The 13,337-nt window shown below is 73.0% G+C and carries 10 protein-coding genes and 5 tRNA genes; 9 read left to right on the top strand and 6 right to left on the bottom strand.

Annotation, left to right across the window (positions count from 1 at the left end):
• Nucleotides 1-78: 78 nt before the first annotated feature.
• The 5 genes from IE226_RS19355 to IE226_RS19335 all read left to right on the top strand — a co-directional run bounded on the left by IE226_RS19355 (nucleotide 79) and on the right by IE226_RS19335 (nucleotide 8,896).
• Nucleotides 79-723, top strand: coding sequence for a GNAT family N-acetyltransferase (locus IE226_RS19355; protein WP_190082542.1), 645 nt, complete (start codon nucleotides 79-81; stop codon nucleotides 721-723).
• Nucleotides 724-861: 138 nt separating this feature from the next.
• Nucleotides 862-2,073: a precorrin-6y C5,15-methyltransferase (decarboxylating) subunit CbiE gene (cbiE, locus tag IE226_RS19350; protein ID WP_190082541.1), complete on the top strand. Its 1,212-nt coding sequence runs from the start codon at nucleotides 862-864 to the stop codon at nucleotides 2,071-2,073.
• 353 nt (nucleotides 2,074-2,426) lie between these two features.
• Entirely contained in the window at nucleotides 2,427-6,533 is a 4,107-nt protein-coding gene (gene cobT, locus IE226_RS19345; protein WP_190082540.1) for a nicotinate-nucleotide--dimethylbenzimidazole phosphoribosyltransferase, read from the top strand.
• Between the two features lie 222 nt (nucleotides 6,534-6,755).
• Nucleotides 6,756-7,988: a uroporphyrinogen-III C-methyltransferase gene (gene cobA / locus IE226_RS19340; RefSeq protein ID WP_190082539.1), complete on the top strand. Its 1,233-nt coding sequence runs from the start codon at nucleotides 6,756-6,758 to the stop codon at nucleotides 7,986-7,988.
• 89 nt (nucleotides 7,989-8,077) lie between these two features.
• Nucleotides 8,078-8,896 (top strand): TrmH family RNA methyltransferase, encoded by an 819-nt coding sequence (locus tag IE226_RS19335; RefSeq protein WP_190082538.1) that lies wholly within the window; start codon nucleotides 8,078-8,080, stop codon nucleotides 8,894-8,896.
• Here IE226_RS19335 and IE226_RS19330 read toward each other — a convergent pair.
• Nucleotides 8,887-10,233 (bottom strand): serine/threonine-protein kinase, encoded by a 1,347-nt coding sequence (locus IE226_RS19330; protein WP_190082537.1) that lies wholly within the window; start codon nucleotides 10,231-10,233, stop codon nucleotides 8,887-8,889. The genes IE226_RS19335 and IE226_RS19330 overlap by 10 nt on opposite strands.
• A gap of 195 nt (nucleotides 10,234-10,428) precedes the next feature.
• Between IE226_RS19330 and IE226_RS19325 the strand changes: the two genes are divergently transcribed.
• The 4 genes from IE226_RS19325 to IE226_RS19310 all read left to right on the top strand — a co-directional run bounded on the left by IE226_RS19325 (nucleotide 10,429) and on the right by IE226_RS19310 (nucleotide 12,742).
• A complete protein-coding gene (locus tag IE226_RS19325) occupies nucleotides 10,429-10,695 on the top strand; it encodes a DUF8836 family protein (protein ID WP_190082536.1) in 267 nt (88 codons plus the stop codon).
• A 199-nt stretch (nucleotides 10,696-10,894) separates the two neighbouring features.
• Complete coding sequence (locus IE226_RS19320) at nucleotides 10,895-11,101, top strand: hypothetical protein (RefSeq protein ID WP_135336237.1); 207 nt, start codon at nucleotides 10,895-10,897, stop codon at nucleotides 11,099-11,101.
• Nucleotides 11,102-11,410: 309 nt separating this feature from the next.
• Nucleotides 11,411-12,355, top strand: a complete 945-nt coding sequence (locus IE226_RS19315; RefSeq protein ID WP_229871250.1) for an aminoglycoside phosphotransferase family protein — start codon at nucleotides 11,411-11,413, stop codon at nucleotides 12,353-12,355.
• 69 nt (nucleotides 12,356-12,424) lie between these two features.
• Nucleotides 12,425-12,742: a TFIIB-type zinc ribbon-containing protein gene (locus tag IE226_RS19310; RefSeq protein ID WP_190082534.1), complete on the top strand. Its 318-nt coding sequence runs from the start codon at nucleotides 12,425-12,427 to the stop codon at nucleotides 12,740-12,742.
• A gap of 54 nt (nucleotides 12,743-12,796) precedes the next feature.
• Here IE226_RS19310 and IE226_RS19305 read toward each other — a convergent pair.
• From IE226_RS19305 to IE226_RS19285, 5 genes are all read right to left on the bottom strand, one after another.
• Nucleotides 12,797-12,871: transfer RNA gene (locus IE226_RS19305), tRNA-Val, on the bottom strand.
• A 29-nt stretch (nucleotides 12,872-12,900) separates the two neighbouring features.
• Nucleotides 12,901-12,972, bottom strand: a tRNA-Val gene (locus IE226_RS19300).
• Between the two features lie 29 nt (nucleotides 12,973-13,001).
• Nucleotides 13,002-13,073: transfer RNA gene (locus IE226_RS19295), tRNA-Val, on the bottom strand.
• Nucleotide 13,074: 1 nt separating this feature from the next.
• Nucleotides 13,075-13,148, bottom strand: a tRNA-Cys gene (locus tag IE226_RS19290).
• A gap of 39 nt (nucleotides 13,149-13,187) precedes the next feature.
• Nucleotides 13,188-13,260: transfer RNA gene (locus tag IE226_RS19285), tRNA-Gly, on the bottom strand.
• Nucleotides 13,261-13,337: the final 77 nt, after the last annotated feature.

Raw genomic sequence — 13,337 nt, 5'->3', positions numbered from 1 at the left:
CGTGGTGGGTTTGCGCGCCGACATGCTGCATGCTGGGCTCTTCAGCAGGCCCGAGGGTTCCAGGTTACGGAGCAGCGCATGACTACCAGCTTCCCCGATGTCTCCATCAGCACGGAGCGGTTGGTGCTGCGCCCGTTCGAGGACGCCGACGTCTCCGCCTACGCGGAGATGATGAACGACGAGATGGTCATCGCCTGGACCTCCGCGCCCCAGCCCTACACCGAGGACGACGCCCGCGACTGGATCACCCGGGTCGCCCCCGCCGAGCGCACCGAGGGGCGCGGGATCGCGCTTGCCGTCACCGAGTTCCTCACCCAGCGCCTGGTCGGCATAGTGCAACTGCGGGACACCGACTGGCGGGTGCGCTCCAGCGAACTCAGTTACGTCGTCGCCCCCTGGGCCCGCGGCGAGGGTTACGCCTCGGAAGCGGCGCTCGCCACCGCCCAGTGGCTCTTCGGCGACCAGCGCTTCGAACGCATCGAACTGCGCACCGCCGCCGACAACACCGCGGCCCAGCAGGTCGCGCAGAAGATCGGCTGCATCAGTGAGGGAGTGCTGCGGGGCGCCTGGATAGCGCGTACGAGGAACGGCGGAGACCCCTTCGGCGGCTGGATCGACGTCCGCACCGACCTCATCGTGTGGAGCCTGCTCCCCGAGGACCTGGAAGGAGTCGGCGAACAGCTCGCCGACAGCGGCTTCAGCGCCTACTCCGACTGGAACTGATCCCTCCCGCCCCACCGCCCCGCACGGCACATCCGGACCCCACCAGGTACGCTCGCCCCTGGCCGCACGCGGATGCCCCCTACACGCGACGCCGGCCCCCAGACGCCCAGCGAGAACGACCCCGGGAGACAGACGAAGATGGCCGACCGCGTCACGGTGATCGGCTGGGACGGTTCACCGCTGACCGCCACCGCGCGTTCGGCGCTCGGCGCCGCCACCCTCGTCGCGGGCGCCGCCCACCACCTGGCGCTCGCCGAAGTGCCGCGGGGCGCCGAACGGATCCGCCTCGGCAGCGTGAGCCTGGCCGCCCGCCGCATCGCCGCCCACCGCGGCACCGCCGTGGTCCTCGCCGACGGCGACCCCGGATTCTTCGGTGTCGTACGCACCCTGCGCGCCCCCGAATTCGGCCTCGAAGTCGAAGTGGTGCCCGCCGTCTCCTCCGTCGCGCAGGCCTTCGCCCGCGCCGGGATGCCCTGGGACGACGCCGAGGTCGTGGTCGCCCACCCTCGCACGCTGCGCCGCGCGGTGAACGTGTGCCGCGCGCACACCAAGGTCGCCGTCCTCACCTCACCGGGCGCGGGCCCCGCCGAGCTCGGCCTGCTGCTCCAGGGTGTCCACCGGACGTTCGTGATCTGCGAGGAGCTCGGCACCGAGCGCGAACGGGTCACCGTCCTCACCTCCGACAAGGCCGCCGACCACACCTGGCGCGACCCGAACGTCGTCATCGTCATCGGCGGCCCGGTCGCCGCGTCCGACACCGGCTGGATCGCGGGCCGCGACCCCGGAACGCCGCGCGGCTGGGCGCTGCCCGCCCCCGCCTACGGCGGCGACGCCGGGCTCGGCGAGGGCGAGAGCGACCGCCTGCGGGCCGCCCAACTCGCCCGCATCGGCCCGCGCGTGGGTGACCTGGTCTGGGACATCGGCTGCGGCAGCGGCGCCTTCACCGCCGAGGCCGCCCGCTTCGGCGCCGCCGTCATCGCCGTCGACGCCGACCCCGACGCCTGCGCCCGCACCGCGGAGGTCGCCCGCCGCTTCGGTGTGCAGCCGCAGATCGTGCACGGCATGGCGCCGCACGTCCTCGAAGACCTTCCCGAGCCCGATGTCGTACGCGTCGGGGGCGGGGGAGCCGCGGTGGTCTCCGCCGTCGCCGACCGCCGCCCGGCACGCATCGTGACGCACGCGTCGACCCGTGACGCCGCCGAACTCATCGGCAGGGACCTCACGGAGCACGGATACGCGGTGGAGTGCGCGCTGCTCCAGTCCGTCGAACTCGACACGCGCGCGTGGACGGAACGGGAGCGGACCGTGGTCTTCCTGCTTTCCGGACAGCTGCCCGATCGCGCCCCGTGACCCTGCTCCCGCATGGTGCGGGGTAGGCTGGCCGATCGTTGTACCGCACCGAGTCTCCGGCGAATAGTTGGTCAATGTCCGGAAAGCTCGCCCGTTTTGGGGGGTGTGTGGTACGGCAGGACCGGAGGGCGCGCAACGTGGCGCAGCCCACAGCGGACCGTTGCGGATCAAGCCGCCACAGCGGTCGGCAGACCGGGACAATGCCTGTTGTCCGTACGCGGTTCGTGCCGCGCGGCGCGCACGCTCGTTGAGATTGACGGGCGGTTGGTGCGCCGCTCCGGGCAATGGGGCTTCCCCGGCCTAAGGCTGCGGGGCGGTCGAAGAAGCACTAACCGATGGGCGAGGGGTTACGCATGACCGACACCGGCCAGGTTCCGGGCGAGGGACTGCCGGAGAACGCAGGCATGGTGGAGCAGCCGGGCGTCCCCGCCCCGGGCGCGTACACCTACCTCGACCCCTCCGAGAACCCCGCCGCGAGTGTCGCCCCCGCCGACGACGACGACCTGCTCCTGATGCCGGGAGCGCAGGGTGCCTGGAGCGAGCCGCATTCGGCCGCGCCGCAGCCGGTGGCCGAGCAGTACGGCGGTGCCCCGTACGGCGGTGCCCATGACGGAACCGCGCAGCACGGCGTCGCCCAGCCGGTGGGTGCGCAGGCCGGCGACCAGCAGGCGGCATTCGCGCAGGCTGCCGGCCAGCCCACGGGCGCCCCGTCGCCGACGGATCAGTACGCGGCCGGTCAGCCGGTGGCCGACCCGTCCATGGGGGACCAGTCCGTGAGCGACGCGTCCGCCGGGGGTCAGCCGTTCAACGGCCAGTCCGCGGGTGACCTGTCGGTCAACGGACAGGCCGCCGGTGCGCAGTCGGTCAACGGTCAGTCCGCCGGTGCGCAGTCGGTCAACGGTCAGTCCGCCGGTGGCCGGCACTCGGCCGGTCACGCGCCGGGCATTCAGCCCGCCGTCGATCAGCAGCTCGTGGGCCAGTACGCGGCGGGCCCGCAGCCGGTCGCGCAGCCGCAGGCCATGCATCAGCCGGGTCCGCACGAGACGGCAGGCCGTGACAGCGGCTCGGTCGATCTGAACGGCGTCCAGCTGCCCGGCGCGCCCACCCCTGCGCCCGCATCGCACCCCGGGCCCTCCCGCCGTCCGCTGCACCGGGGGCCGTCGGGCCCCGCCGTGCCGGACGGTACGGGGAGTCCCGTACGTTCGCTCGCCGACCGCGGCCCGGCCGGTGCTCCGCAGCACTCCGCGCCCATGCGGCATGCGGGTCCGCCCACTGTGGGGCCCGAGTACCTCGACATCCCGCGTGACGCGGAAGGCATGCCGGGCCCGCAGCTCGGCGAGATCGCGCCGCAGGGCGCGACGCCGTGGACGGCCCAGCCCGCGCAGCCCGCCCCGGCTGATCAGCCCTCGCGGTCCGCGCAGCCGGTCGCACCAGCAGAAACGGTCGTCCCGGACGCAACATCTGTCACAGACGGCGCACAGGACGCACAAGCTGCCCCGGACGCACAGGCTGCCCAGGACGTTCAGGCTGCACAGGACCCGCAGAATCCGCTCGCCGGTGAGGCCCCGCAGCCCGCGGCCGCCTTCCCGCAGGCCCCGGGTGCCGCCGACCCCGAGACGGCGCAAGGTGTGGCGGCCGACGACCAGTTCGCGCACGCCGCCGCCGAAGCCGGACAGCCCGCGTTCACGGTGGACGCCGAGCAGCCGCCGGCCGAGCAGGCGTCGGCAGCTGACCAGGCGGCGGCCCCGGTCGCAGCGGACGCGTCGGCCGTGGACTCGTCCGCGCCCGCCTCGGAAGTGAGCCAGGAGCTCCCGCTCGCCGCCGACGCCGAGCAGCTGTCCGCCGTCGGGCAGGCCACGCACACGCCGGACTACGGCCAGCCGCAGTTCGCCGTGGCCGGGGCGCAGCCCTGGTCGGACGCGCCGCTCGCGGCCGCCGGGCACACGCTCCAGGGCCCGCACATCCCGCAGTCCCCGCAGCAGCCCGACGCCCCCGCGGCTCCGGCCCCCGCGCCGCTCGGCCAGTTCGTGCCGGTCGAGGGCTCGGTACCGACCACGCCCCACCTGGCCCCGACGCCGCCGCACGCCCTGTCCGTACCCCCGGAGCACGTCGAGGCCCCGCAGCCCGACGCCCCCGAGGCGCAGCCGGAGTCCGCCGCCGAGGCCGAGGCGCCCGCGCCGGACGCCGTACCGGCAGCCGCTGTCCCGGAAACGCCGGTCGCCCCCGAGGTGCCCGAGACTCCGGAGGCACAGGAGACCCAGGAGGACCAAGAGGCCCAGGAGCCCTCGGCTCTCCTCGAAGTCGCCGAAGCCCCCGAAGCTCACGAAGCCGCCGAAGGCCTCGGAGCCCCCGAAGCGGCCGCACCCGCCGAAGCCGACGCGACCCCCGAGCCCGCCTCCCCCCAGCCCGCGGCCACCGTGCCCGCCCCGCGCGACGGCAACGGGAACGCGGCGGCCACCGCCGCGCCGGCCCCGACGGAAGAGCCCGTACCGGAGGCGCCGGAACCGGCGGCCGAAGCCCTGCCCCTCGCGGCGGGCGACGCACCCGTTGCGGCCGAAATCCCCGAACCGACTGAGGCACCCGAACCCATGGCAGCCCCCGAGCCCGCGGCAGCCGCCGAAGCCGGTCCCGGCGAAGAGACCGAAGCCGCGGACGACGCGGCCCCCTCGGAGCCGGTCACGGAGCCGGAAGCCGCGCAGTTGCCGGAGCCGGTCAAGGAGGCGGACACCCCCGCCGCCCCCGCCTACGACGACGCCGAGCGCGAAGCCGTCCTGCGCGTCATGCGCGAGCGCCGCGACATCCGCAACGGCTTCCGCAGCGACGCCATCCCGCACGAGGTGCTGCTCCGCGTCCTGGAGGCGGCCCACACGGCGCCCTCCGTGGGCCACTCGCAGCCCTGGGACTTCGTCGTCATCCGCTCGGCGGAGACCCGGCGGACCATGCACGAACTGGCGATGCGTCAGAAGGACGCGTACGCCAAGTCGCTCCCCAAGGGCCGTGCCAAGCAGTTCAAGGAACTGAAGATCGAGGCGATCCTCGACACCCCGGTGAACATCGTCGTCACCGCCGACCCCACCCGCGGCGGCCGCCACACCCTCGGCCGTCACACGCAGCCGCAGATGGCGCCGTACTCCTCGGCCCTCGCCGTCGAGAACCTCTGGCTCGCGGCGCGCGCCGAAGGCCTCGGCGTCGGCTGGGTGAGCTTCTTCGACGAACGTGAGATGGTCAGAACCCTCGGCCTGCCCGAGCACCTCGAAGTGGTGGCCTATCTCTGTGTCGGATACGTCGACGAGTTCCCGCAGGAGCCCGAGCTGATGCAGGCAGGCTGGTCCAAGCGCCGTCCGCTCTCCTGGGTGGTCCACGAGGAGACGTACGGCCGCCGTGCCCTGCCCGGCGAGGACCCGCACGACCTGCTCGCCGAGACCGTCTCCAACATCCGTCCCCTGGACGCGAAGGCGCTCGGCGAGGCGTGGGAGCGGCAGAAGCGGATGACGAAGCCGCCGGGCGCGCTCGGCATGCTGGAGATCATCTCCGCGCAGCTCTCCGGCCTCTCCCGGCAGTGCCCGCCGCCGATCCCGGAGCCCGCGGCCGTCGCGATCTTCGCGGGCGACCACGGCGTACACGCCCAGGGCGTCACCGCCTGGCCTCAGGAGGTGACCGCGCAGATGGTCGCCAACTTCCTCGGCGGCGGCGCGGTCTGCAACGCCTTCGCCAACCAGGTGGGCGCCGAGGTCTGCGTCATCGACGTGGGCGTGGCCAGTGAACTCCCGGCCACCCCCGGCCTGTTGCCCCGCAAGATCCGCGCGGGCACGGCCGACATGACGACCGGCCCCGCGCTGAGCCGCGAGGAGGTCAAGGCGGCCGTCGAGGTGGGCATCGAGACCGCCCGCGACCTGGTGGCGGCGGGCAACAAGGCCCTGCTCACCGGCGAGATGGGCATCGCGAACACCACGGCGTCCGCGGCCCTCATCTCCGTCTACACGGACACCGACCCGGGCGAGGTGACCGGCCGCGGCACCGGCATCAACGACGAGATGCACAGCCGCAAGGTCGACGTCGTGCGCCGCGCCCTCGAACTGCACCAGCCCGACCCGGCCGACCCGATCGGCGTCCTCGCGGCGATCGGCGGCCTGGAGCACGCGGCGATGGTGGGCCTGCTGCTCGGCGGCGCCTCCCTGCGTACGCCCGTGATCCTGGACGGCGTGAGCGCCGGCGCCGCGGCCCTGGTCGCCCGCGCCATCGCCCCCGAGGTCCTCGCGGCCTGCATCGCGGGCCACCGCAGCGCTGAACCGGGTCACGTGGCGGCCCTCAACAAGCTCGGCCTGCGCCCCCTGGTCGACCTCGACCTCCGCCTCGGCGAGGGCACCGGCGCCCTCCTTGCCCTGCCGGTGGTGCAGAGCGCGGCCCGCGCGATGCACGAGGTGGCCACGTTCGACTCGGCAGGCGTGACGGAGAAGTAGCCGAACGTGATGGAGCAGTATCCGGACATGACGGAGTAGCCGAAGCAGCCGTACGACGAGGCTCGGGGGCGAAGCCCGCTTTTCGGGACAGGGCGGGGCTGGGCGAGAGACCCCGCCCCGCCCAAGCCATACTGAACCCGCACGTCAAAGCATCAACGCAGCCGCCTCACCGTCGCAGCGGCCCCCGCAAAGCCCCGCGCCCCGCACGAGGAGCCACCCGCCATGGCCGAAAGTCCCGCCTACCCCGTAGGTCTCCGCCTCACCGCCCGCCGCACGGTCGTGCTCGGAGGCGGTCAGGTGGCCCAGCGCCGCCTCCCCGCCCTGATCGCCGCGGGCGCGGACATCACCCTCGTATCGCCGACGGCGACCCCCTCCGTGGAGGCGATGGCGGACGCGGGCGAGATCACCTGGGAGCGCCGCCGCTATGAGCACGGCGACCTCAAGGACACCTGGTACGCCCTCATCGCGACCAGTGACCCGGAGGCCAACAGGGCGGCGTCCGCGGAAGGGGAGGCGCACCGCGTCTGGTGCGTCCGCTCCGACGACGCCGAGGCCGCCACCGCCCTGACCCCCGCGACCGGCCGCTCCGAGGGCGTGACGGTCGCCATCCTCACCACGGACATCGACGACCGCGACCCCCGCCGTACGGCGGCCATCCGCGACGCGGTGGTCGAGGGCCTGCGCGACGGCACCCTGGCCGCGCCCCAGCAGCGCACCCGCACCCCCGGCGTCGCGCTGGTCGGCGGCGGCCCCGGCGACCCGGACCTCATCACGGTCCGCGGCCGGCGTCTCCTCGCCGAGGCGGACGTGGTCATCGCCGACCGGCTCGGACCCCGCGACCTGCTCGACGAACTCCCGCCGCATGTCGAAGTGATCGACGCCGCGAAGATCCCGTACGGACGTTTCATGGCCCAGGAGGCCATCAACAACGCCCTGATCGAGCACGCGAAGCAGGGCAAGTCGGTCGTCCGGCTGAAGGGCGGCGACCCCTTCGTCTTCGGGCGCGGCATGGAAGAGGCGCAGGCGCTCGCCGAAGCGGGCATCTCCTGCACGGTGGTGCCCGGCATCTCCAGCTCGATCTCCGTGCCCGGCGCCGCCGGCATCCCCGTCACGCACCGCGGCGTCGCCCACGAGTTCACGGTGGTCAGCGGGCACGTGGCCCCGGACGACGAGCGCTCCCTGGTCGACTGGCCGTCCCTCGCCAAGCTGCGCGGAACCCTCGTGATCCTGATGGGCGTGGACAAGATCGGCAAGATCGCCGAGGCGCTCACCGCCCACGGCAGGTCGCCCGGGACCCCCGTCGCCCTGATCCAGGAGGGCACCACCGCGGCCCAGCGCCGCGTGGACGCCACGCTCGGCACGGTCGCCGCCGAGGTCGCCGCCCACGAGGTGAAGCCCCCGGCGGTGATCGTCATCGGCGAGGTGGTGAACGTGGGCCCCGGAGGCCCCGCGTGACCCGCAGCGATCCGACCCTCGCGTAACCGCCGGTAACCCAACCGCCCCAAGGCGTTGGCACCACACCCAGGACAAGGCAGTATCACCCTGTGGCTGATCTCATCACCATCGACGACCCCGCCGACCCGCGTCTGCGCGACTACACGGGCCTGACCGACGTCGAACTGCGCCGTAAGCGGGAGCCCGCCGAGGGCCTCTTCATCGCCGAGGGCGAGAAGGTGATCAGACGCGCCAAGCAGGCGGGCTACGAGATGCGCTCGATGCTGCTCTCCGCCAAGTGGGTCGACGTCATGCGCGACGTCATCGACGAGGTCCCGGCCCCCGTGTACGCGGTCAACCCCGACCTGGCCGAGCAGGTCACCGGCTACCACGTGCACCGGGGCGCCCTCGCGTCGATGCAGCGCAAGCCGCTGCCGACCTCCGACGAACTCCTCACCACGGCGCGCCGCGTCGTCGTCATGGAATCGGTCAACGACCACACCAACATCGGTGCGATCTTCCGCAGCGCCGCGGCCCTCGGCATGGACGCGGTCCTGCTCTCACCCGACTGCGCGGACCCCCTCTACCGCCGCTCGGTGAAGGTCTCCATGGGCGCGGTCTTCTCCGTCCCCTACGCCCGCCTCGAATCCTGGCCCAAGGGCCTGGAGGGCGTACGGGAAGCGGGTTTCAACCTCCTCGCGCTCACTCCGGACGAGAAGGCGAAGACCCTCGACGAGGCGGCGCCCCACCGCATGGACCGGGTCGCGCTGATGCTCGGGGCGGAGGGCGAAGGCCTCACCACGAAGGCCCTGATGGCGGCCGACGAATGGGTCCGCATCCCGATGGCCCACGGCGTCGACTCCCTGAACGTGGGAGCGGCGGCGGCGGTCGCGTTCTACGCGGTGGCGACGGGCCGCCCTCAGCTCTGAGGGTCCGACCCCGGATCGAGCCGACCGCTCTGCCGTACGTCGTGCACATCGGACGTGCCGCTGCCGCCGAGCCCGCGGGCGGGGCCCTGGCACCCCTGGGCCGTCGCGATCGCAAGGGCCACGAGCAGCGTCACGACGACGAACACGAACAGACGCTGGCGCAGCAGGCGCGGATTGGCCGGGCGCCGCGCGCCGCCGGAGCGTGTCGTGTTCCGCGGCTGCGAGGGGCGTGAGCCGGAGCGCGAGGAACTGGATCCGGGACGCGAGGAATTCGGCCGCGACGATCCGGAGCGCGACGACCCGGTACGCGAGGAGCCACCGCCCCGCGAGGAACCGGTCCGCGAAGACCCGGTGCGCGAAGCCCCCGGCCGTGCCGCACCGGGCCGCGGCGGGGGAGTGCCCTGCGGCTGACGCCGCTGGGTCTGCTGGTCCGCGTACTCCTCGGCCATCCGGCCCGTCGGCCGGTCCTGGCTCTGGCGGGGCGCGGGCGGCCGGGGGTCGTTCAGGCCCTGCGCCTCGCGGGCCGCGATCTCCTTGAGCCTGAGGGACAGTTGAAGCGTGCTGGGGCGCTCCTCGGGGTCCTTGGCGAGACAGGCCCTGATCAGCGGGGCGAGCGCGTCCGGGACGCCCCCGAGCTGCGCCTCCTCGTGGACGACGCGGTAGAGCATGACCTCCGAACTGCCGTGCCCGAAGGGTGAGTCCGCCATGCCCGCGTACGCCAGCGTGGCGCCGAGGGCGAACACGTCCGTGGCGGGCGTGACGGCGGCGCCGCGCACCTGCTCGGGCGCGAGGAAGCCGGGCGATCCGACGGCGGTGCCCACATGGGTCAGTGTCGAGGCGCCGGTGGCCCAGGCGATACCGAAGTCGATGATCCGCGGCCCCTTCGGGGACAGCAGAATGTTCGAGGGCTTCAGGTCACGGTGTACGACACCGGCCTCGTGGACGGCCACGAGGCCTTCGGCGAGCGCCGAGCCGACGACCGCCACATCGGCCGCGGAGAGCGGCCCCTCGGCGGCGACCTTGTCGTGCAGGGAGGGGCCGGGGACGTACTGCGTGGCGAACCACGGCCGGTCGGCGTCGAGATCGGCGGCGACGAGCCGCGCGGTACAGCCGCCGCGGATGCGCCGGGCCGCGGAGACCTCGCGCGCGAAGCGCGAGCGGAACTCCTCGTCCTCCGCCAGATCGGGCCGGATCACCTTGAGGGCGACGCGCTGCCCCCGCCGGTCCGACCCCAGATAGACGACACCCATGCCGCCGGCGCCCAGCCGCCTGTGCAGTCTGAACGAGCCGACGACACGCGGGTCCTCGCGCCGGAGCCGCATCATCGCCATGTCCATCCCCGCTGCCCGGTCCGTTGTCGTGCCACAGCTTACGTTTCCGTGGCCGGGCAGGTGCAGAGGCCGCGCCCTCGCGGGCCGACCGATTGTCAGTGCCGGGTGGGAAACTTGAAGAGTGGTCAGGGGCAGTGGAGCGGGCGGCCGTTGTGCGGACCGCCGCTCCCAACCATCCGTCACCGAAGGGGGATTGATCGCGTGAAAGGTGATCGTGTGGAGATAGTCGTGGACGCCGGGGACACGACACGGACGTACGAGGTGGTGGCGAGCCGGGCGGGCCGCCGGGTGGAGACGGCGGTCCGCAGAGGGGTGGTCGAAGTGAGCGAAGTCACCCGTAGTGGGTCGGTCGTGCGGACGGCGCGGTTCATGTCGACCCGCGTCCTGGCTCTGGTCGAGCAGCCGGTGCCAGGAGAGGACACATCCGAGCGGGCAGCCCGTCCCCTCCGGGAAGACCCCGAGACCTAGGACCCCGTCTCCACCCACGGGAGTACACGAGCGACGATCGCTCATCCTCCGGGAGGCCCGGCAATCGGTACGAGGGCATGACGCCCCGGACCTCCGGCGCACCTAGATTTGAGGTCAAGCGGCGGGTGCGAGCACTCGTCCCCCGAGGTCAGACACCCGCCGCTGCCAAGTTCATACAGACTCGGTCAGGAGAGGAACCATGGCGGACACGGCATCGCGGACAATGATCCGCACGCAGGGACGTAAGGCCTTCGCCACGTTCGGCGTCCGCCCGTCCGGTACGCGCCATCCCTTGGTGGCGACGGCCATGGTTCTTCCTCTGGCGGCCCTGCTGGTGGTCGTCTTCGGCGGCTGGGAAGCAGTGGTCACACAGGCGTCGTCCGTGGGCGTGATGCTGGGGCGCTGAGCGGCGCCCCGGGCCCGGATGAGCGGTCCGGGCGGGGACATCCGGCCAGGAAACCCCGTGGGGACGGGGGTGCGGCGGACGGCACGAGAAATGCCCGCGCAGCTGGGGAGCTGCGCGGGCACTTCTTTGCGCCGGACGGGCTGAAATTTCAGCCCGCCCGGCGCTTGAGGACACCTTGTAAAGGGGGTCCAGGGGGCGCAGCCCCTTGATTTCGGGCAGGGGCGGGGTGGGGGAAGAACCTCTGAGCCCCGCCCCGGGATGGATGCGTACGCTCACGGGGAGCACCGATCGACGCACCCCGGGGGACCCGTGACCGCCACCGCCTTGCTGTCGGCGCTGACCGCCAAGGTCCGCCACACAGCCCACCGCACCCCGCAGGCCTGCGTCTGCGCCCCCGAAGGTGTCCTCGCCGACCGCGACGACGCCACCGTCGTCCGGCACGGCGACACCGTCGCCAAGGCGCACGCACCCGGCACGGACCCCGGCGAGCTCGCGGCCCGCCTGAAGGTCGCCGCCGCCCTCGACGGCATCCTCCTGCCGCCGCTCGACGAGAGGCCCCTCCCGCTCCACGGCCGCCTGGTCACTCTCTGGCAGGCCGGCACCCCGGTGGACCGCGACGACCCCGACGCCGCCCCCTGGGAAGCCGCCGCCACCCTCCTCGCCCACCTGCACGCCACACCCCCGGCCGCACTCCCGCACCACCTGCCGGACATGCGGGGCCCCGCGAAGGCCGCCCGCGCGATGAGGCGGATGAGGGACGCGGGAGCGCACCCCGCCGCCGCCCCCGTCGAACGCGCCTGGGCCACGCTCCCCGCATGGGCCCGCGCCGAGGCCCCCGCCCCGCTCCCCGGCCTCCTCTGCCACGGCGACCTGCACCTCGGCCAGCTGGTCCGCACCCCCGACGGGCGCTGGCTGCTCATCGACGTCGACGACCTCGGCCTCGGCGACCCCGCCTGGGACCTGGCCCGCCCCGCGGCCTGGTACGCCTGCGGACTCCTCCCCGCGGACGAGTGGACCCGCTTCCTCACCGCCTACCGCACGGCCCGCGGCCCCGCACTCCCGCCCGCCCCCGCCGACCCCTGGCCCGCCCTCGACATACCGGCCCGCGCCCTGACCGCGCAGACCGCCGCCCTGGCCGTCGCCAAGTCCGTCAGGGAGAACCGGCCCCTCGACGAGATCGAGCAGGCGGTGGTCGACGCCTGTGATCGAATGGCCGCCCTCCCGCCCGAGTTGGCACCCACCCCCACGAAGTAGGGTGCAACGCACCGAAGCCGGGCAGAGATCCGGCGAAGCAGTCACGACCGGCGAGGAGTTGAGCCGACCATGCAGTGTCCCAAGTGCCACGCACCCATGCACACGTACAACCGCAACGGCGTCCAGATCGAGCAGTGCAGCGGTTGCCGCGGGATATTCCTCGACTACGGCGAGCTCGAGGCCCTGAGCCGCGTCGAGAGTCAGTGGGGCGCCCAGCAGGGACCGCCGCCACCGCCCGCCCCGCAGGCGTACCCCGCCGCTCCCGCCCCGGCGTGGGGCGCTCCCCAGCACGGCGGGCCCCACGGACACCACGGCGGACACCACGGCGGGCACTACGGCCACAACAAGCGCCACAAGAGCTTCGGGCACATGCTCTTCTCCTCCTGACCGGAGGAACGACGAAGCCCCCGGCCGTGGAGACGGCCGGGGGCTTCGTACGGATGGTGCGCGATACTGGGATTGAACCAGTGACCTCTTCCGTGTCAGGGAAGCGCTCTCCCGCTGAGCTAATCGCGCAGGTCAACCTGCGTGTGATGCGTACTGCGTGCGCGATACTGGGATTGAACCAGTGACCTCTTCCGTGTCAGGGAAGCGCTCTCCCGCTGAGCTAATCGCGCAGGTCAACCTGCGTGTGATGCGTACTGCGTGCGCGATACTGGGATTGAACCAGTGACCTCTTCCGTGTCAGGGAAGCGCTCTCCCGCTGAGCTAATCGCGCTTGGAGGTGGAGACGGGATTTGAACCCGTGTAGACGGCTTTGCAGGCCGTTGCCTCGCCTCTCGGCCACTCCACCAGGAGTGCGGGGGTTCGGGAAGATCCCCCACTTCCTGCGAGCGGACGACCAGGTTCGAACTGGCGACCTCAACCTTGGCAAGGTTGCGCTCTACCAACTGAGCTACGTCCGCTTGTCTTTCCCGGTCCGCTTGCGCGTCCCGGCGACGTGTTGAACTCTAGCGGATTCCCGGGCCAGTACAAAAACGCG

Origin of the sequence: Streptomyces longisporoflavus, from assembly GCF_014649775.1 — a bacterium.
In the GTDB taxonomy this organism is placed as follows: Bacteria; Actinomycetota; Actinomycetes; order Streptomycetales; family Streptomycetaceae; genus Streptomyces; species Streptomyces longisporoflavus.
This window is presented reverse-complemented; position numbering and strand designations above follow the sequence as displayed.

What these genes read in the sequence shown, in the direction of transcription:
- IE226_RS19355 (WP_190082542.1), top strand. Translation starts at nt 79, where the DNA reads ATGACTACCAGCTTCCCCGATGTCTCCATCAGCACGGAGCGGTTGGTG.
- cbiE (WP_190082541.1), top strand. Translation starts at nt 862, where the DNA reads ATGGCCGACCGCGTCACGGTGATCGGCTGGGACGGTTCACCGCTGACC.
- cobT (WP_190082540.1), top strand. Translation starts at nt 2,427, where the DNA reads ATGACCGACACCGGCCAGGTTCCGGGCGAGGGACTGCCGGAGAACGCA.
- cobA (WP_190082539.1), top strand. Translation starts at nt 6,756, where the DNA reads ATGGCCGAAAGTCCCGCCTACCCCGTAGGTCTCCGCCTCACCGCCCGC.
- IE226_RS19330 (WP_190082537.1), bottom strand. Translation starts at nt 10,233, where the DNA reads ATGGACATGGCGATGATGCGGCTCCGGCGCGAGGACCCGCGTGTCGTC.
- IE226_RS19320 (WP_135336237.1), top strand. Translation starts at nt 10,895, where the DNA reads ATGGCGGACACGGCATCGCGGACAATGATCCGCACGCAGGGACGTAAG.
- IE226_RS19310 (WP_190082534.1), top strand. Translation starts at nt 12,425, where the DNA reads ATGCAGTGTCCCAAGTGCCACGCACCCATGCACACGTACAACCGCAAC.